Annotated in this window: 18 protein-coding genes; 14 read left to right on the forward strand and 4 right to left on the reverse strand. The window is 69.1% G+C overall.

Annotated elements, in window-relative coordinates:
• The first annotated feature begins 55 nt into the window (after positions 1 to 55).
• The 10 genes from AB0J91_RS11330 (at position 56) to AB0J91_RS11375 (ending at position 9083) form a co-directional block, all read left to right on the forward strand.
• The gene (locus AB0J91_RS11330) at positions 56 to 1246 is read left to right on the forward strand and encodes a CoA transferase (protein WP_363866762.1); all 1191 of its coding nucleotides are present in this window, start codon (positions 56 to 58) and stop codon (positions 1244 to 1246) included.
• Complete coding sequence (locus AB0J91_RS11335; protein ID WP_363866765.1) at positions 1243 to 2016, forward strand: crotonase/enoyl-CoA hydratase family protein; 774 nt, start codon at positions 1243 to 1245, stop codon at positions 2014 to 2016. The genes AB0J91_RS11330 and AB0J91_RS11335 overlap by 4 nt, the downstream gene beginning before the upstream one ends.
• On the forward strand, positions 2013 to 2762 hold the full coding sequence (locus AB0J91_RS11340; RefSeq protein ID WP_363866768.1) for an acetoacetate decarboxylase: 750 nt from the start codon (positions 2013 to 2015) through the stop codon (positions 2760 to 2762). Before AB0J91_RS11335 ends, AB0J91_RS11340 begins: the two co-directional genes overlap by 4 nt.
• A complete protein-coding gene (locus AB0J91_RS11345; protein WP_363866771.1) occupies positions 2759 to 3715 on the forward strand; it encodes a 3-hydroxyacyl-CoA dehydrogenase NAD-binding domain-containing protein in 957 nt (318 codons plus the stop codon). Before AB0J91_RS11340 ends, AB0J91_RS11345 begins: the two co-directional genes overlap by 4 nt.
• 14 nt (positions 3716 to 3729) lie before the next feature.
• The gene (locus AB0J91_RS11350; protein WP_363866774.1) at positions 3730 to 4914 is read left to right on the forward strand and encodes an acyl-CoA dehydrogenase family protein; all 1185 of its coding nucleotides are present in this window, start codon (positions 3730 to 3732) and stop codon (positions 4912 to 4914) included.
• A 449-nt stretch (positions 4915 to 5363) separates the two neighbouring features.
• A complete protein-coding gene (locus AB0J91_RS11355; RefSeq protein WP_363866777.1) occupies positions 5364 to 7055 on the forward strand; it encodes an ATP-binding protein in 1692 nt (563 codons plus the stop codon).
• A 74-nt stretch (positions 7056 to 7129) separates the two neighbouring features.
• On the forward strand, positions 7130 to 7570 hold the full coding sequence (locus tag AB0J91_RS11360) for a roadblock/LC7 domain-containing protein (protein WP_132684740.1): 441 nt from the start codon (positions 7130 to 7132) through the stop codon (positions 7568 to 7570).
• A 2-nt stretch (positions 7571 to 7572) separates the two neighbouring features.
• Positions 7573 to 7932 carry a DUF742 domain-containing protein gene (locus tag AB0J91_RS11365; protein ID WP_132676843.1) on the forward strand — a complete coding sequence of 120 codons (360 nt, stop codon included), beginning with the start codon at positions 7573 to 7575 and terminating at the stop codon, positions 7930 to 7932.
• Positions 7913 to 8485: an ATP/GTP-binding protein gene (locus AB0J91_RS11370; protein ID WP_363866780.1), complete on the forward strand. Its 573-nt coding sequence runs from the start codon at positions 7913 to 7915 to the stop codon at positions 8483 to 8485. The genes AB0J91_RS11365 and AB0J91_RS11370 overlap by 20 nt, the downstream gene beginning before the upstream one ends.
• 37 nt (positions 8486 to 8522) lie before the next feature.
• The gene (locus AB0J91_RS11375; protein ID WP_363866783.1) at positions 8523 to 9083 is read left to right on the forward strand and encodes a GAF domain-containing protein; all 561 of its coding nucleotides are present in this window, start codon (positions 8523 to 8525) and stop codon (positions 9081 to 9083) included.
• A 67-nt stretch (positions 9084 to 9150) separates the two neighbouring features.
• On the opposite strand, the gene AB0J91_RS11380 is transcribed toward AB0J91_RS11375, so the two are convergent.
• Together AB0J91_RS11380 and uvrB are read right to left on the reverse strand one after the other, a co-directional pair.
• Complete coding sequence (locus AB0J91_RS11380; RefSeq protein ID WP_363866786.1) at positions 9151 to 10710, reverse strand: acyl-CoA dehydrogenase family protein; 1560 nt, start codon at positions 10708 to 10710, stop codon at positions 9151 to 9153.
• Between the two features lie 714 nt (positions 10711 to 11424).
• The gene (gene uvrB / locus AB0J91_RS11385; RefSeq protein ID WP_363792877.1) at positions 11425 to 13590 is read right to left on the reverse strand and encodes an excinuclease ABC subunit UvrB; all 2166 of its coding nucleotides are present in this window, start codon (positions 13588 to 13590) and stop codon (positions 11425 to 11427) included.
• Between the two features lie 193 nt (positions 13591 to 13783).
• Here uvrB and AB0J91_RS11390 point away from each other — a divergent pair, with 193 nt between their 5' ends.
• Together AB0J91_RS11390 and AB0J91_RS11395 are read left to right on the forward strand one after the other, a co-directional pair.
• The gene (locus AB0J91_RS11390; RefSeq protein ID WP_363866790.1) at positions 13784 to 14380 is read left to right on the forward strand and encodes a DUF402 domain-containing protein; all 597 of its coding nucleotides are present in this window, start codon (positions 13784 to 13786) and stop codon (positions 14378 to 14380) included.
• A 116-nt stretch (positions 14381 to 14496) separates the two neighbouring features.
• Positions 14497 to 15003, forward strand: coding sequence for a hypothetical protein (locus AB0J91_RS11395; protein ID WP_363866793.1), 507 nt, complete (start codon positions 14497 to 14499; stop codon positions 15001 to 15003).
• A gap of 149 nt (positions 15004 to 15152) precedes the next feature.
• Here the strand turns inward: AB0J91_RS11395 and AB0J91_RS11400 are convergent, their stop codons facing one another.
• Entirely contained in the window at positions 15153 to 15785 is a 633-nt protein-coding gene (locus AB0J91_RS11400) for a response regulator transcription factor (protein WP_363866937.1), read from the reverse strand.
• Positions 15786 to 15802: 17 nt separating this feature from the next.
• On the reverse strand, positions 15803 to 16960 hold the full coding sequence (locus AB0J91_RS11405) for a sensor histidine kinase (protein ID WP_363866796.1): 1158 nt from the start codon (positions 16958 to 16960) through the stop codon (positions 15803 to 15805).
• 204 nt (positions 16961 to 17164) lie between these two features.
• Here AB0J91_RS11405 and AB0J91_RS11410 point away from each other — a divergent pair, with 204 nt between their 5' ends.
• Positions 17165 to 17707, forward strand: coding sequence for a heme-binding protein (locus tag AB0J91_RS11410; protein WP_363866799.1), 543 nt, complete (start codon positions 17165 to 17167; stop codon positions 17705 to 17707).
• A gap of 186 nt (positions 17708 to 17893) precedes the next feature.
• Positions 17894 to 18478 (forward strand): ankyrin repeat domain-containing protein, encoded by a 585-nt coding sequence (locus AB0J91_RS11415; protein WP_363866802.1) that lies wholly within the window; start codon positions 17894 to 17896, stop codon positions 18476 to 18478.
• Positions 18479 to 18618: the final 140 nt, after the last annotated feature.

Genomic DNA, 18618 nt, shown 5'->3' on the forward strand with positions numbered 1-18618 from the left:
TTAGCGAAGCAAACAAGTCGATTCGGGACAATTTCCCGACGCACTAGGAGTGGTGATGGCAACCCCCGCCGACAACGCCTCCGGTCCCTTGGCCGGCGTGCGCGTCATCGACCTGTCGACCGTGGTCATGGGCCCGTACGCGGCCCAGATCCTCGGCGACCTCGGCGCCGACGTGATCAAGATCGAGTCGCCGAAGGACACCGCACGGCTCGGCAACGTCCACCGCACCCCCGGCATGACGCCGCTGGCGATGAACGTCAACCGCAACAAGCGCAGCGTCGCGCTCAACCTCAAGGACGCCGACGACGCCCAGCGCGCCCGCGAACTCATCAGCAGCGCCGACATCGTGATCACCAACATGCGCATCAACGCGCTGCGGCGCCTCGCCCTGGACTACGACAGCCTCGCCGCCGACAACCCCCACCTGATCTACGCCCACGCCCAGGGCTTCCGCCCGGACTCCGACCGCGCCGAGCTCGCCGCGTACGACGAGACCGTGCAGGCCGCCTCCGGGCTGCTCGACATCGCCCAGCGCGCCGGCGACATCGGCAAGCCCGTGGTGCTGCCGAGCATCTTCGGCGACAAGGTCGCCGCGCTGACGATCGCCTACTCGGCGCTGGCCGCGCTGGTGCACCAGCGCGCGACCGGCCAGGGACAGCTGGTCGAGGTGCCGATGGCCGACACGATGCTGGCGTTCAACCTGGTCGAGCACCTGCAGGGCCGGATCTTCGAACCGCCGGAGACCGACACCGGATTCCCGCTGTCGATGAACACCGGCCACCGCGCCCGTCCCACCAAGGACGGATTCGCGATGATCATGCCCTACTCGCCGAAGAACTTCCGCGACCTGTTCACCGCCGCCGGACGCGATGACCTCGCCGCCGATCCGCGCCTGGCCGGCGACTACATCGACGCGCGGGAGCACGGAACGGCGCTGGTCGAGCTCATGGAGTCGGTGACGCCGACGCTGACCACCGCCGAGTGGGTCCAGGTGTGCACCGAGCACAGCATCCCGGTCGGCCCGGTCCTGCGGCTCGACGAAGCCGCCGACGACCCCTACGTGCGGGAAGGCCACCTGCTCGACCTGGCCGAGCACCCCACCGAGGGCAGCTACCGGCAGGTGGGGGTCCCGATCCAGTTCTCCGCCACCCCGGCCTCCATCCGACTGCACCCGCCGATCCCCGGCCAGGACACCGACGCGGTCTTCACCGAACTCGACGAGCGCAACGAGGAGAACGCGGCATGACCACTCCGAACACGACCGTGCGGACCGAGACCCGCGGCAGCGTCCTGGTCATCACCCTCAACCGGCCCGAGGCGCGCAACGCGATCAACGCCGACGTCGCGCACGGCATCGCCGCCGCCGTCGACGAGCTCGACGCCAACCCTCAGCTGCGAGTGGGTGTGCTGACCGGCGAGGCGGGCACCTTCAGCGCGGGCATGGACCTCAAGGCCGCCGCGCGCGGGGAATCCCCTGGCGTTGGTGACCGCGGTTTCGCCGGGCTGACCGAGTTCGACAACGTCAAGCCGCTGATCGCGGCCGTGGAGGGCTTCGCGATGGGCGGCGGCTTCGAACTGGCGCTGGCCTGCGACCTGGTGGTCGCGTCCTCGGGCGCGACGTTCGCGCTGCCGGAGGTCAAGCGAGGGCTCATCGCCGGTGGTGGCGGCGCGATCCGGCTGCCCAAGCGGATCCCGCACCACCTGGCCGTGGAACTGCTGCTGACCGGCCGCAGCATCGACGCCGGTCGCGCCGCCGAGCTCGGCCTGGTCAACCGGGTCGCAGACGACGGCGCCGCGCTGGAGGCCGCGCTGGAACTTGCCGAGGAGCTGACGGCCAACGCACCGCTGGCGCTGGCCGCGGTCAAGCAGGTCGTCCGGCACGCCGACCGGCTGCCCGAGCCGGAGGCGTTCGCCGCCCAGCGCCGCGAGATCCGCGGGCTCCAGGAGTCCGCCGACTTCGCCGAGGGCGTCCGGGCCTTCACCGAGAAGCGCGCACCGAAGTGGACTGGACGATGAACCGAGACCGAATCCTGCAGCACGTGGCGACACCGCTGAACGCCCCGGCCTACGCCCCGGCGGTCGCGCGGTTCACCGACCGCGAGTACCTCAACATCGTCTACCGCACCGACCCCGAGGCGTTGCGCGCAGTGGTTCCCGAGCCGCTGGAGTTCGACGAGCCGCTGGTGCGCTTCGAGATCATGAACATGGGCGAGGTCACCTCGTTCGGCCCGTACGTCGAAGCGGGACAGGCGATTCCGGTGCGCTTCGGCGAGGAGCGCGGCGAGTACCTGCACGCGATGTACCTGAACAACTTCGCCGCCACCGTCGCCGGCCGCGAGGCCAGCGCCTACCCGAAGGTGATGGGCGAACCGGCGCTCAAGGTCGAGGACTCCGCGCTGGTGGGGACGCTGGACTACGGCTCGGAGCGGGTCGCGACGGCGACCATGGGCTACAAGTGGTTCCCCGTGGACCTCGCCGCCGCCGAGGCCGAGATCACGGTGCCGACGTTCATGCTCAAGCTCGTCCCCGGCTACGACCACCGGCCGCGGATCGCCGAGCTGGTGCGCACCCGCATCACCGACATCACCGTCAAGCAGGCCTTCACCGGTCCCGCGCGGTTGCAGCTGTTCGAGCACGCGCTGGCGCCACTGGCGGACCTCCCGGTGCGCGCGGTCGTCTCGGCCAGCCACATCATCACCGATCTGACGCTCTCGGGCGTCGAGCCGGTTCACGACTACCTCGGGGAGGGGACGCAGCGATGAATCCGAAGTGGAGCGAGGTGGCGGTCGTGGGAGCCGGGACCATCGGCCTGGCCTGGGCGGCGCTGTTCGCGCGCGCCGGCCTGGAGGTCCGGGTCACCGATCCGCGCGACGACCTGGACGCGGCCATCGACGAAGCGCTGCCGATGCTCGCGGAGAGCATCCCGGGCGCCGACGTCGCCGCGCTGCGCAGCCGCATCACCGCCACCGACGACCTGGCCAAGGCGGTGGAGAACGCGCAGCTGGTGCAGGAGAACGGCCCGGAGCGGCTGGAGTTCAAGCAGCAGCTGTTCGCCGAGATCGCCCGACACGCCCCGGCTGACGCGGTGCTGGCCTCCTCCAGCTCCGGGATCGTGGCCTCGGCGATCGCCGCCGAGCTGGACGAGGAGGTGGCCGCGCGGCTGCTGATCGCCCACCCGTTCAACCCGCCGCAGGTGGTGCCGCTGGTGGAGATCGTGCCCGGCGCGACGGCCGAGGAGGTCGTCCAGCAGGCCATCGAGTTCTACCGCGGCCTGGGCAAGACGCCGGTGCGGATCCACAAGGAAGTCGACGGATTCGTCGCCAACCGGTTGCAGAGCGCCCTCATGCGCGAGTCCATCTCGCTGGTGCAGCAGGGCGTCGTGTCCGCCGAGGAGCTGGACGCGGTGATGAAGGCGTCGCTGGGCGGTCGCTACGCGACGATCGGCCCGTTCGAGAGCTTCCACCTCGGAGGCGGTCCCGGCGGGATCCGCCACATGATGGCGCACCTGGGCGTGGGCATGGCCGACCGCTGGGCTGAGCTGGGCCGACCGGAGCTCGACGACGCCACGATCACCTCGCTGGTCGAGCAGACCGAGAACGCCTACGGCTCGGGCCCCGACGCCTACCGCGAACGCGCGAGCCTCCGCGACCGCAAGCACAACGCGATCAACGCCGCGCTGTTCGGAATCGAAACAGAACCGAACGAAACAGTCTGACGAGGAAGAGAAAAATGCCCAAGCCCGTGATCACCAACCCCGATTTCTTCGGCTTCTACGACCTGCTCAGCGAGTCCGAGCGCGCAGAGCTCGCCGAGATCCGCGAGTACCTGGAGCGCGAGGTCAAGCCGCTGGCCAACCAGGCGTGGGACACCTCGGAGTTCCCCTTCGAGGTCGTCGAGAAGTTCGCCAAGCTGCGGCTGGCGAGCTACCAGTTCCCCGAGCACGGCGACGGCAAGCCGCGCAGCCCGCTGTTCACCGGTTTCCTGAGCCTGGAGCTCAACCGCATCGACCCGTCGCTGGCGGTGTTCTCCGGCGTCCACACCGGACTCGCGATGGGCAGCATCTACCACGGCGGTGACCAGCAGCAACGCGATCGCTGGATCCCGGACATGGTGGAGATGAACCGGATCGGCGCGTTCGCGCTGACCGAGCCCGAGGGCGGCTCCGACGTCGCCGGTGGCATGCGCACCACCGCCCGCAAGGACGGCGACGAATGGGTGCTCAACGGCGCCAAGCGCTGGATCGGCAACGGCACCTTCGCCGACCTGATCGTGGTGTGGGCGCGCGACGAGGCCGACGGCAACGTCAAGGGCTTCGTGGTGGAGAAGGGTGCTCCCGGCTTCACCACCACCAAGATCGAGGGCAAGATCGCGCTGCGCACGGTGCAGAACGCCGACATCACCCTCACCGACGTCCGCGTGCCCGAAGCCAACCGGCTGCAGCAGGTCAACAGCTTCCGCGACACCGCGAAGGTGCTGGCCATGACCCGCGGTGGCGTCGCGTGGCAGGCGCTGGGCGTGGCGGTGCGGGCCTACGAGCTGGCCCGCGAGTACGCGGTGAACCGCGTGCAGTTCGGCAAGCCGATCGGCGCCTTCCAGATGATCCAGGACCTGCTGGTCAAGATGCTGGGCAACATCACCGCCATGTTCGGCGTCGTGGTGCGGCTCAACGAACTGGTGGCGCAGGGCTCCGGAAGCGCCGAGCAGGCCGCGCTGGCCAAGGCTTTCACCACCACCAAGATGCGCGAGGTCGTGTCCTGGGCCCGGGAGCTGTTCGGCGGCAACGGAATCGTTCTGGACTACGAGGTCGCGAAGTTCTTCGCCGACGCCGAGGCGGTCTACTCCTTCGAGGGTTCCCGCGAGATGAACACGCTGATCGTCGGCAAGTCGATCACCGGTCACAGCGCCTTCGCCTGAGCAGCTGCTTCCGGACTCGTTCCGCTCAGCGGTGCGGGTGGCGGAAACCCCAGCGGGAAAGCGCAGCGGAGCCGGCCCGGACGGTTCGCCCCGCTTCGGGGCTCCGCCTCCCGCACGCACTCCCGACGCAGGAAACGTCGATGTAACCCGTTCAGGTACTTGCGTTCGAATCCTCTCGATTTCAACCAATTTTTCACCGCTGACACGAGAAAGGGCCGCTCACCTCGATTTCCGAGGTGAGCGGCCCTCGCGCAGGTCGTCGGCCGCCTCGTCCATCCGCTCAATGGAGGCATCATTGGGCGGAAAGGTCCAATTCAACGGCCGGACGCACTATCATCACGCCGAGTGATACTTTTGATCATTAGTGGAGCACCAGTTGTCCCCGGTGACGCCCCCGACGTTTCGGCACCGCGGTGCCCGTCACCGAAACCCCCGTACCAAGGACGCTGATGTCTGAAAGCCCCTTACCCGCGATCCAAACCGACCGAGCCCCCGAAGCACCACCCCACAACGATCTTCGGGCGAAGCTGCAGCGGCTGGTCGTGGCGTCCCTCTCCGCGACGGCGCTGATCGGGACCGCCACGGCGGTCGCGCTGGTCTTCGTACCTCCGCCTGAACTGCGCTACACCGTGCTCGCGGTCGGCATCGTCGCCAGCATCGCCGTCGTGGTCATCGGATACCTGCGCACGAACGCGCTGGCCGACGACGTCGACCGGCGGATCCACGAATCCGGCCACGACGCCCAGGCCAGGCTGCAGGAGTCGCTGCGCAACTCCCACCAGTGGATCGAGTCGCTGCGCGGCACCGTCGCCCAGGGAACCCGCGAACTGCCCCAGCTCGTCGAGCAGATCCAAGCCGGTCAGCAGCCCGCGCCCAAGTGGCCCACGGGCGAGCCGGTCACCGGCAACCCCTACGAGCTGCTCGCCCACGAGCTCCGGCAGGCCCAGATGGCCGTCGAGTTCGCGCTGGTGCGCATGCAGAGCGAACCCTCGCAGACGAACATCGACCCCAGCGTCGCGGTCTTCGCCAACCTCGCCCGGCGCGTGCAGTCCCTGGCCCACCGCGCCATCCAGCGGCTCGACGATCTGGAGCAGCAGGTCGAGGACCCGGATCTGCTCAAGGGCCTGTTCGCGGTGGACCACCTGGTCACCGGCGTGCGCAGGCAGGCCGAATCGCTCGCCGTGCTCGGTGGTTCGATGCCGCGGCGGCAGTGGAGCAAGCCGGTCGCGATGTACACCGTGCTGCGCTCCGCGGTGGCCGAGGTCGAGCACTACGCCCGCGTCAAGGTGATCCCACCGGTCGACGGCACGCTGCACGGCCACGCCGTCGCCGACGTCATCCACCTCATCGCCGAGCTGGTGGAGAACGCCACCGCGTTCTCCGAACCCGACACGCAGGTGACCATCAACAGCCAGATCGTCACCGCTGGTCTGGCCATCGACGTCCGAGACCGGGGCCTGGGCATCGACCAGCGCAGCCGGGTCATGCTCAACGGACTGCTCACCAACCCCGACGACGTCGACCGGGACGCGCAGCTGCGCGACGGTCGCATCGGCCTGTACGTGGTGGCGCAGCTGGCGAACCGGCACCACATCGGCGTCGAGCTCGAGAACAACATGTACGGCGGCACCGACGCGCACGTGGTCATCCCCAACAACCTGCTGGGCGAGACCGACGTCGAGCCGGACGAGTCCGCCGCGCAGAGCTCCAGCAGCGTGCTCAACACCGTCGAACCGCAGGTCAACGGCCACGAATCGCGTGGATCGCTGATGCCCGCTCCGGCGCAGACGTTCAACAACGGTCGCCACACCGGCCAGCAGCCCGCCTACACGACCGGGCCGCAGCCGGCGGTCCGCGAGGAGCGCCCAACCCGGCAGCAGCACAACCCCTACGGGCGCCACTCCGGCGCCGTGCCGGAGGCTCCCCCGGTGACGACATCCGGTCCGGTCAACGCCGACAACGCCGAGCGGCCTGCGCTGCCCCGGCGCGACCGCACGCGCAGCTACCTGGTCCCGCAGCTCGCGGAGAGCTCCTCCACGCCGGAGGAGAAGCCGCAGGGCGGACCGAGCCCCAGCCTGTACGCGTCCTTCCGCTCGGGTGTCGAGGGCGGCACTTCGGACGACCAACAGGGCCAGGGCTGACCCAGCACCGCACCCCCTCCCCCGCACAAGATCTGCCCCCGCGCAGTGAGAAGAGTCAGGAGACGTTTTCCACCATGGCCAATGACGCAGCGGGCTCGTCGTCCGACCTGAGTTGGCTACTCGCCGACCTGCTCCGACGAGTCCCGCACACCCGCTGTGCCCTGCTCGCCTCGACCGACGGAATCAAGCGGTACTACAGAGGGCTGGACAACGACGAAGCCGACGCCCTCGCCGCTTGGGCCGCCGCGCAGTGCTCGCTGGCCCGCAACGGCGGTCGCCGGTTCGGCATGAACGGTGGTGGCGTCCGCCAGGTCGTCGTCGAGTTCAACGACCTGGTCGTGTTCGTCTCCGCCGCCGGTAGCGGTGCCGTTCTCGTCGTGCTGGCCACCCCGGAGGCCGACGCCGCAGTGCTCGGCTACGAGATCGCTCAGCTCGTCAAGCGAGTCCCGAACCACCTGGCTACCCCCATGCGGCAGCCCACCGCCGCGCGGAGCGCCGGTGAGATGGGCAGGTGAGCATGCCCGGACCATCGGACAAACCGTGGCTGGACAACGAAGCCGGACCGCTGCTGCGCCCGTACTCGCTGACCAACGGCCGGACCGAACCCAGCGAACCGCTGTCCCTGCAGTCGCTGGTGCGGTCCACCGGGCGCTTCTCGCCGGAACGCATCGAACCGGTTCACGCCAAGATGCTGACGCTCTGCCGGCACGCCACCTCGGTAGCCGAGGTCGCTGCTCACCTGCGGCAACCCGCCGTAGTCACCAAAGTCCTGCTCTCCGATCTCATCGACTGGGGAGCGCTCACCACCCACGCACCCGCCGACGTGCCGAAGCGCGATCAACTGGAGGCTTTGCTGAATGGGCTCCAACAGCTCTGAGCCATTCCCGACCTCGTTCAAGTTCCTCATAGCGGGTGGGTTCGGAGTCGGCAAGACCACGTTCATCCATTCGGTCAGCGAGATCGAGCCGCTGACCACGGAGGAGACGCTCACCGTCGCCAGCGTCGGGCACGACGACCTGACCGGCGTGGGAGACAAGACCACGACCACCGTGGCGATGGACTTCGGTCGAATCACGTTCAACCCGCAGAACATCGTGCTGTTCCTGTTCGGCACACCGGGTCAGGACCGGTTCTGGTTCATGTGGGACGACCTGGTCGACGGCGCCCTGGGCGCGGTCGTCCTGGCCGACACGCGTCGGCTCGAGGACTGCTTCGCGGCCGTGGAATTCTTCGAACGTCGCGGAATCGATTTCCTCGTGGCGGTCAACCAGTTCGAGAACAGCTTCCGCTACCAACCCGAGGAGGTACGGCAAGCACTGGACATCAAACCCCACATCCCCGTCGTGCTCTGCGATGCGCGCGACCGCCGCTCCGCGGCCTCGGTGCTGGTGCAGCTGATCGAGCACGTGCTGGAGACCCGCGCCTTATGACCCCGCCCCGAATCCCCCACCGAAATCGGAGTTACTCGTGACGACCTTCGATGCTGCCGGACACCGGCACCTCAGCCCCGTCGACTCACACGCGCACGAGCGTGCGGCACGGCTGCGCCAGCTCGGCCTGGGCGAAGCCGGAGATCCCGAGTTCGACGCGTTCGCGCAGCGCGTCGCCCAGACCCTCGGCGTGCCCAACGCCATGGTCAACTTCATCACCGACACCCACCAGTACCTGGGTGGCCTGTTCACCAAGGTGGCGGGCATGGAAGACCCGAACTCCGACGCCGACCCGCGTTCGGCCCCGATGGAGACGGGATACTGCCCGCACGTCATCGCCCGCCGGATGGCGCTGGTCCTCGAGGACGTCTGCGACTACCCGCGTTTCGCGGGCAACGACGTCGTGGACAAGATGAACGTCCGCTCCTACCTGGGTGCTCCGCTGATCGACCGCACCGGCATGGCGCTGGGCACGGTCTGCGTCATCGACAGCGAGGTGCGCCCGTGGGGCCGCGACGGCCTCAACACCATCAAGGCGCTGGCCGGCGAAGGCGTCGACCTGATCCACCGCCGCGAGCGGGATCTCCAGGCGGGCTGAACACCACCTGCGACGAGGGGGCGGGACCGACACGGCGGTCCCGCCCCCTCGATGCTTCCCGCGGTCCTCAGCCCCGGCGCAGGAGCAGGTCCAGGTCGTGCTGGATGCCGGGCCTGCGCTGCTCGACGTTGCCGATGGACAGCTCGAACTCGCCGATGTGGCGCGCGAGCTCGTCCACCGTCGGCAGTTCCACGAACGGCCTGCTGTCCTCGGCGACCCGCAGCTTGTCGACGAGCTGCTGCTCGCTCCAGGTCGCCGTGTGGGAGTACATCGAGGAGCGGTTGCGCCCGTCGGCGGTGAGCACCGACATGATCGCCCAGCAGGCCAGTTCACCGATCTGGCTGGCCAGGATGTGCCGCTGCTGCCCACCGGTGGTCGTGGTGGTGGTCAGCTTGTCGATCCGGGACACGTGATCGGCGAGCTTCGAATCGACGTCGAAGTCGTCGAAGATCGAGAAGAACTGCTGCGGGTGCTTGAGGATCGTCGACCCGAGGTAGACCGTGATGGCCTCGGTGGTGCCCTCGAAGATCCGGAACAGCCGGTAGTCGCGGTAGAACTGGCCGACGACGTTGGTGTCGACGAACCCGCGCGCACCGAGCAGCTGCAGGCAGCGGTCGACCACCTGCCACATCAGCTCGCAGCCCAGGATCTTCGCCGTGAAGTAGAAGGCCTCGGGGACCTCGCGGCCCGAGTCGAGCAGGTCCGCGATGTGCTCGACCAGGGTCTCCACGGCCTGGACCGCGGCCACCGATTCGGCGATGATCTGCTGGATCCGGCCGTTCTCGGCGAGGTTGCCGGTCGCGACCTCGCGTCGCCGGGCGAAGCGCTGGGCCAGTTCCAGCGCCCGCATCGCGGCACCGAGGGCGCCGGTGGCCAGCACGAGCCTGCCCCGGGTGAACGCGGTCTTGGCGACCAGGAGGCCCGAGCCCTCCTCGCCGAGCAGGCTCTCGGCCGGGACGCGCAGGTTGTCCAGGCTGAGGCTGTTCTGCGGCACGGCCTTGAGGCCGAGGGTGACCACCTCGGGGCCGCGCACGAAACCGGGCGAGGAGGCGTCGACGAGGAAGCCGGTGATCCCGGCGTCCTGGCCGTGCTCATCGGTCAGGCGCGCGAAGATGTTGATGAAGTTGGCGTCGGCGCCCAGCGAGATCCACTGCTTGTCGCCGTTGAGGACGTAGGAGCCGTCGGGCTGCTTGGTGGCCGTGCTGGCGATCGCCCGCACGTGCGAGCCCATGCTCTGCTCGCTGACCGCGCTCGTCACGAGCCTGCGCCCCTGCGCGAGCTCGGGCAGCACGGCCGAGCGGACGTCCTCCCTGGCGAATTGCTGGATCGGTGGCACGCCGAGCGTGTTGTGCACGGCCAGCAGGGTGACCAGGTTGCAGTCGATCGCACCGGCCTGCCGCATGACCTTGACGGTGTCGGAATGCGAGAGTTCCCAACCCTGGTAGCGCTTGGGGATTTGCAGGCCGAGCAGGCCCGCGTTGGCGAGGTCGGGGATCAGGGAGAGCTGGAAGCCCCGACGCTCGTCCATTCGCCGGGAGTCGAGTTGCTCTCTGCTGTATCTGCGCAGGAAATCGAGCATCTCCGACGCCGCGCCGGGGTTCGAGGAACCGCTTTCGGTCGACTCCATTCCGTTTGGTCCTTCCTGGGAAAGGCTCTCGCGAGGGGGTGGTCGCGAAATGGGGGCGGATTCGGCCACGTTTGATAGGACGAACGGGCGCGCACCGGAATTCGGCGCGGGTGGATTACCGCGTTCGTCGTCTCATTCGTTCCGCTGAGGTGAGAAGGCGACCCCACCTTCAGACGCGCGCTGACACCGGCCCGGGCAGTGGGGATGCCCGGGGCGCAACCACGGTGTTGATCTACCGGAGAGAAGGAGGTGGCACGTCTTCAACATTGGGGATGTCGGGGTTGCCCAGTCCTGCCGCGTTCACGTGGCGCAAGCTCGATCTCGGTCCGGATCGCCGACGGACCCCGGAGGGAACGAGGTCTTGGCGATCGGTCGAGATCCATGGCGAAAACTCCGTTTCCTCACAAGCCGACACTGTCCACGCGAGCACAGCAGGAGTGGGAAATTACCGTAGCTCACCAATGCGGGGTACCCCCTTTACGGTGAGCTGAACAACGGACCGTAATCATCGCTGGTCGCGAGAGCCTGAGAACTCCGTGAGGAAATCGGCTCGACCGGAGAGCGGATTTCCGAAAATGGAGTCCTCTGTGGACGAGAACGGGAATTGTCCGAGGTCACGACCAGAACTCGGCAGTAGGTGCGAAACGCGCGTCCCGGGCGCGAACCCGCTCGATCGCGGAAGGCGAGACCTTGATCACCTCCCGCGATCGCAGCTCATTCGATGCCCGCGGCGTCCATCCCGCGGATCTCCTTCTTCAGGTCGGCGATCTCGTCGCGCAACCTGGCCGCCAGCTCGAACTGCAACTCCCGCGCGGCGTTCATCATCTGGTCGTTGAGCTGCTGCACCAGGTCCGCCATCTCGGCTCGCGGCATCGCGGAGATGTCGCGGTCCTCCAGCAGGCCTGCGCTGGCCACCGCCTCGCCCGAGGGCTTCTTCCCGCGCGAGGTGTTGCGGCCCGAACCGCCCACCGACACCGACTCCTCGGTGTCCTCGGCCTCGCTGTAGACGCGGTCGAGGATGTCGGCGATCTTCTTGCGCAACGGCTGCGGATCGATGCCGCGCTCTTCGTTGTAGGCGATCTGCTTGGCGCGGCGCCGGTTGGTCTCGTCGATGGCGTGCTGCATCGAGTCGGTGATCCGGTCGGCGTACATGTGCACCTGGCCGGACACGTTGCGCGCGGCACGCCCGATGGTCTGCACCAGCGACGTCCCGGAGCGCAGGAAGCCCTCCTTGTCGGCGTCCAGGATCGACACCAGCGAGACCTCCGGCAGGTCCAGGCCCTCGCGCAGCAGGTTGATGCCGATCAGCACGTCGTACTCGCCGAGCCGCAGCTGCCGCAGCAGCTCCACCCGGCGCAGCGTGTCGACCTCCGAGTGCAGGTAGCGCACCCGGATGCCCAGCTCCAGCAGGTAGTCGGTGAGGTCCTCGGCCATCTTCTTGGTCAGCGTGGTCACCAGCACCCGCTCGTCGCGGTCGGCGCGCTCGCGGATCTCGTGCACCAGGTCGTCGATCTGGCCCTCGGTCGGCTTGACGACGACCTCGGGATCGATCAGCCCGGTCGGGCGGATGACCTGCTCGACGAACTCGCCGCCGGCCTGCGCCATCTCGTACGGGCCGGGCGTGGCCGACAGGTAGACGGTCTGGCCGATGCGGTCGGAGAACTCCTCGAAGGTCAGCGGCCGGTTGTCCAGCGCGCTGGGCAGCCGGAAGCCGTGCTCGACCAGCGTCCGCTTCCGGGAGGCGTCGCCCTCGTACATGCCGCCGATCTGCGGGACGGTCACGTGCGACTCGTCGACGATCAGCAGGAAGTCGTCCGGGAAGTAGTCGATCAGCGTCGCCGGAGCCGAACCTGCCTCGCGGCCGTCGATGTGCCGCGAGTAGTTCTCGATGCCCGAGCAGAACCCGACCTGGCGCATCATCTCGATGTCGTACTGGGTGCGCATCCGCAGCCGCTGGGCCTCCAGCAGCTTGTTCTGCTTCTCCAAGCGGCCCAGCTGGTCTTCGAGCTCGCCCTCGATGGCCCGGATCGCCTTGTCCATCCGCTCCGGGCCGGCGACGTAGTGGGTGGCCGGGAAGATCCGCAGCTCCTGCACCTCGCGAACGATCTCACCGGTGAGCGGGTGCAGGTAGTAGAGCCGGTCGATCTCGTCGCCGAAGAACTCCACCCGCACCGCCAGCTCCTCGTAGGCGGGGATGATCTCGACGGTGTCGCCGCGGACCCGGAACGTGCCGCGGGCGAAGGCGATGTCGTTGCGGCTGTACTGCACGTCCACCAGCGCGCGCAGGAACACGTCGCGATCGATCTCGCCGCCGACCGCCAGCGGGATCGCGCGGTCGAGGTAGGACTGCGGCGTGCCCAGGCCGTAGATGCAGGAGACCGAGGAGACCACCACGCAGTCCCGACGGGAGAGCAGGTTCGAGGTGGCGGAGTGGCGCAGCCGCTCGACGTCCTCGTTGATCGAGGAGTCCTTCTCGATGTAGGTGTCGGTCTGCGGGACGTAGGCCTCGGGCTGGTAGTAGTCGTAGTAGCTGACGAAGTACTCCACGGCGTTGTCCGGGAAGAACCCGCGCAGCTCGTTGGCCATCTGGGCGGCCAGCGTCTTGTTGGGCTCCAGCACCAGCGTGGGCCGCTGCACCCGCTCGACCAGCCACGCGGTGGTGGCCGACTTGCCGGTGCCGGTGGCGCCGAGCAGCACCACGTCCTTCTCGCCGGAGTTGATCCGCCGCTCCAGGTCCTCGATGGCCTGCGGCTGGTCACCGGCCGGTTCGTAGTCGCTGACCATGCGGAACCGGGCGTCGGTCCGGGGGATGTCACCAACCGGGCGGAACTCGGAGTGCGCCAGCACGGAGTCATCGGGGCGCTCAGTCGCAAAAGCCACGTTCCCCAGCGTACGAGGCACCACCGACATCATGTTGCGTCACGGGGTGCCTTCCGGCCGATGAGGGCGGACAATGGAATGCGTCACCATCCCCGACCGATGGGAGGTGACCTGCGAACAGTGGAGAAGAGATAGCGGGCGCGGCGTGCTTCGGACGTCGCGCCCGCCTCATGCGGTCGCTTAGAGTGTCGGTGTGACCACTCAGCGGGAGATCGCCGAGCGTCTGGGACTGCCCGTGCATCCGCCGAAGACCGAGGTCTTCGACCTCGCGGCGGGCACCAACACCGACCCCAAGGGCCACGTGCGCACCGTGAGCCGCTTCCGCCGCGAGCCCTTCGGGCTCTACCTCGCCCGGCCGCTGCCCGGGCAGCCGAAGATCGCCGCGCTGGAGTCGTGGCTGCTGCCCTCGCTCGGGTTGCGGGTCACGCGCTGGTACTGGCGGCCCGGCCACGAGCGGGACCTCGACTTCTACCTCGATGTGGTCGACATCGAATCGAGTGACACCCAATGGCGGACCGTCGACCACTACCTGGATCTGGAAGTGCGCCAGGACCGGGACGTGGAACTGCTCGACGTGGATGAATTCGTGCTCGCGGTTCAATCCGGACTTCTCGAACCGGACACGGCCGAACGCGCGATGCGGCGGGCCTGCGCGGCGCTGGAGGGGATCACCCGCTGCGGCTACGACCTGCCGAAGTGGTTGCGCAGCAACGACATCGAGCTGTCGTGGACGGGCGAGCCCGCCCAAGATCCCGTGCCCGGACCGCGTTCGCTACCGCCAACGGAGTGATCATCACCGCTGGTTCCGGCGCAGTTCCGGCCGCCGGCCGACCATTGCGGAAAAGTTATGTTAAAAGCCGGTACTGATGATCTAGTTGCCGGTTTTCGCGGCTACTCTCTGAAACCGTGAGCGCTGCGATTTCCCCCGGGTTGATGGAAGTCATCGATCTCTTCAGCTCGCGGCGCAGATATCCTTCGGGGTACGTGCACCAGCTGGAGGTCTGCCACGTCGAGCGCTGGGGGCTTGCCGTGGAGTGCCCGACTCCGCAGGCACCGGAGCACGACGTCGAGATCACCTGGATCTTGGCCGACCTGGGCCTTCGCCTGACGAAGTTCCGCCCGCGCAACCGGCACTCCCGACCGAGCCCGAGCACGCTCACCGCGATCACCATCCACCGCGACACCCGCTCCTGGGCCACCACGGACCTCCTGCTGGGCCTGGAGATCTCGGACCGGGGCCGACCCCGCATCACCAGGGCGGCGGAGTTCGCCTCCGCGGTGGCCACCGGCGCGATCCGCCAGAGCGAGGCCGACTACGCGTTCCAGACGGTCCACCGCACGCTCGACGAGATCAGCCTCCACCGGTCGATCGACCAGTGGCTCGCCTACCGGGGCATCTTCGACCCCTGGTGACCGTTCCCCACCTCCCGTCCCCACGTGCGGTCCCCGATTTCCATGGAACTCAGGGTCACGATTTCAGTGGAAATCGGAGGTCTGATTTCCACTGAAATCGGGGGCCACACGCCCTGGTGAGCACATCAGCGCAGGTGAGGGCGTGATGTTCAGCGCTGCGGGGGTCGGCCTTCGAGGCGGATGAGGCGTTGTTCGATGGCGGCGTTGACCGCGGCCGTGCGGTTGTCGACGCCGAGCTTGGCGTAGATGTGCACGAGGTGGGTCTTGACCGTGGCCTCGCTGATGAACAGCTTCTGAGCCAGTTCCCGGTTGCCGAGGCCGTGCGCCAGCAGTTCCAGGATCTCGACCTCTCGCGCGCTCAGCGCCTGCTCGGGCGATCGGCTGCGCTGCAGCAGGCGGGAGGCGATCTGCGGGGACAGCGCCGCCTGACCGCGAGCCGCGGCGCGAATCGCCTGGAAGAGCTCCTCAGGAGGGCCGGCCTTGAGCAGGTAGCCGGTGGCGCCGGCGTCGATGGCGCGGTTGATGTCGGTATCCGCGTCGTAGGTGGTCAGCACGAGGACGTGCGGCGGATCGTCCAGGGCCAGCAGCCTGCGGGTGGCCTCCACGCCGTCGACGCCGTCGCCCAGCTGCAGGTCCATCAGCACCACGTCCGGCCGGTAGGCGCCCGCCCGCTGCACGGCCTCGTCGGCGGTGCGCGCCTCGCCGACGAACTCCACGCCCTCATCACCGGACAGCAGGGCATGCAGCCCCGCCCGCACCACCGCGTGGTCGTCGACCACCATCACGCGCACGACCTCCGTCACGAGCCACCTCCCACCGGCAGGGTCGCCGCCACCGCGGTGCCCTCTCCCCGAACGCTCTCCACCGCCAGCGTGCCGCCGAGCCGCTCGACCCGCGCGCGCATGCCGCTCAGCCCGAAACCGCGTCCCGCGCCGCTCGGCGGGTTCGCCTGGTCGAAGCCGACGCCGTCGTCGCGGACGTCGAGGCTGACCTCGTCGTCGAGGTAGGACAGCGTCACGCCCACCGTGCGGGCACCGCTGTGCTCGCGGACGTTGGCCAGCGCGCCCTGCGCGACCCGCAGCAGCACCGCGTCGTCGTCCTCGCTGGTGGACAGCGGAGCACCGACCACCTCGAAGCGCACATCGATGCCGGTCTCGGCGACCGTGCGATCCGCCAGCGCGCGCAACGCCGCCTGCAACGACCGCCGCTCCAGCGCCGCCGGGGCCAGTCCGCGCACGAACCGGCGGGCCTCCTCCAGGTTGTCCTCGGCGACCTCGCCCGCCCGCCGGACGTGCTCGTCGCCGTTGCCGGCGCGCTCGGCTGCCTGCAGCAGCATCCGGATGCTCGACAGGCCCTGGGCGATGGTGTCGTGAATCTCGCGGGCCAGCCGTTCACGCTCGGAGCTGATGCCGGCCCTGCGCTCGGCCTCGGCCAGCTCGCCGCGCGTGCGCACCAGCTGGTCGATGAGCTGCCTGCGGCGTTCGCTCTCCCGCCGCAGCTCCAGGAACACCGCGGTGGCCATCGTCGCCACCGCGATCGGCACCAGCACCGAGATGAGCTCGACCTGCTCCGCGATCCGCAGCTGCGCGAAGATCACGGTCGCGGTCAGCAGCACCACCGCGACGATCAGCGGTTTCGGCCGCAGCACGCGGAGGCAGACGAAGAACAGCGGTACCGCGCACCAGCCGAAGCTCGGCGCCACGAGCACCAGAGCGCACCACGCGGCCACGACCGCGCCCACCCACACCTGCCTCAGGTGCGCGGTCCTCTCCCAGAAGGCGATGCCGAGTACGTAGATCACGATCAGCACCACCGACAGGCCCAGCACCAGCGGCGTGACACCTGCCAGGCCGTGCACGTCGACGAAGCGCGACGCCGACGCGGCCAGCAGCACGAAGAAGCCCGCGTGCATCGCGCGGTACAACCACCCGCCGGGCGGCTCGGTCTCGTCGGTCACGGGATCCCTTCCTGGCGTCGCTCCGAAGGCTGACACGTGCACCAGGCATACGTCGCGAACCCCTCCCCGGCATCAACAGATCGGTTGATTCGGGCTCCACCGCGCGATGCCCGGGAGCGATCCGTTGGGCCGACGCCCCGAGCCCCGCCGGAACCGAAGCTGGAAGCACAACCCGGAAGGCACCAACCCCCAAGGAGAAGTCCCGTGAAGACCAACACCCGCGCCATCGTCGGAACCCTGGTGGGCATCGGCGTCCTCGGTGGAGCGACCGGCATCACCGTCGCCCAGGCCGACCCGACGCCGCAGCAGGCGCCGCAGCCCCGCCCGGCCGCCGTCGTCCAGCAACCGGTGCTCAGCGTCGACGCCGCCACCAAGGCCGCGCAGGCCGCGCTGGACGCCGCCGAGGCCAAGGGGCAGCGCGTGACGGTGTCGATCGTGGACCGCGCGGGCAACGAGCGGGTGCAGCTGACCGGTGACGGAGCGGGCCCGCAGAGCGTCGAGTCGGCCAAGCGCAAGGCCTACACCGCCGTCGCCTGGGGCAAGCCGACCTCGGAGCTGAGCGAGCAGGCGGGAGGCCAGGGCGCCACGCTGCGCGACATCCCGGGAACGCTGTTCCTCGCGGGCGGTGTCCCGGTGAGCGCCGGTTCCCCGATCGCAGGCATCGGCGTCGCGGGAGCCCCGAGCGGCGACCTCGACGAGGAGTTCGCCAAGGCCGGTCTGCAGGCCGTCCAAGCCGACCTGCGCTGACCCCGGCCCGGTCGGCCCCCGCTGCCCCCGGGGGCCGGTCACCCCGAGTGGAAGGACGATCCGATGCTGACCCGACGTCTCGCGCTCGGGATGTTCGCAGCCCTCGCGCTGGTTTCCTGCGCACCCGCCGAGCAGCCGTCGGCTCCCCCGTCGCCGACGGCTGTTCCCCCTCCCCAGGAGCGAAGCGTGTCCGACCGACAACTCCTGAAGGCCGCGAATTCCGGTGATCCGGGCGACGTGCGCGCCGCCCTTGCGGCCGGGGCGAACGTCGAGGCCCGCGACGAGCACCGGCGCACCCCGCTGCTGCTGGCCGCGCTCGGCGATCACGTCGACGCCGCCCGCGAACTGGTGCGCGCCGGAGCCGACCCGGACGCCCAGGACGACCGCCGCGACAGCGCGTTCCTGGTCACCGGTGTGACCGGGAGCGTCGCGATGCTCGAAGCGCTGCTGCCCGCGGACCCCGACTTCTCGCTCACCAACCGCTACGGCGGGACCGCCCTCATCCCCGCGGGCGAGCGCGGGCACGTCGACTACGTCCGCGCGGCGGTGCGAACGGGCATCGACGTCAACCACGTCAACGATCTCGGCTGGACCGCGCTGCTGGAGGCCGTCGTCCTGGGCGACGGTGGCCCCCGCTACCAGCAGGTCGTGCAGCTCCTCCTCGACGCCGGGGCCGATCCCACCCTCCCCGACCGCGACGGCGTCACCGCCCTCGACCACGCCGACCGCGAAGGCCACACCGAACTCGCCCGAATCCTCCGCGCCCGCTGACCTCTCCCCCTCACCGCGCCCCCGGCCCGCAGCTCCCCTCGGGCTGGGGGTCTCGCGATTTCAGTGGAAATCAGGTTCCCGACTTCCATTGAAATCGGAGTCCTGGTTTCCACTGAAATCGGGAAACCGCGGTGGGGGTG

The sequence above is a fragment of the Saccharopolyspora sp. NPDC049357 genome (assembly GCF_040677225.1).
Classification (GTDB): domain Bacteria; phylum Actinomycetota; class Actinomycetes; order Mycobacteriales; family Pseudonocardiaceae; genus Saccharopolyspora.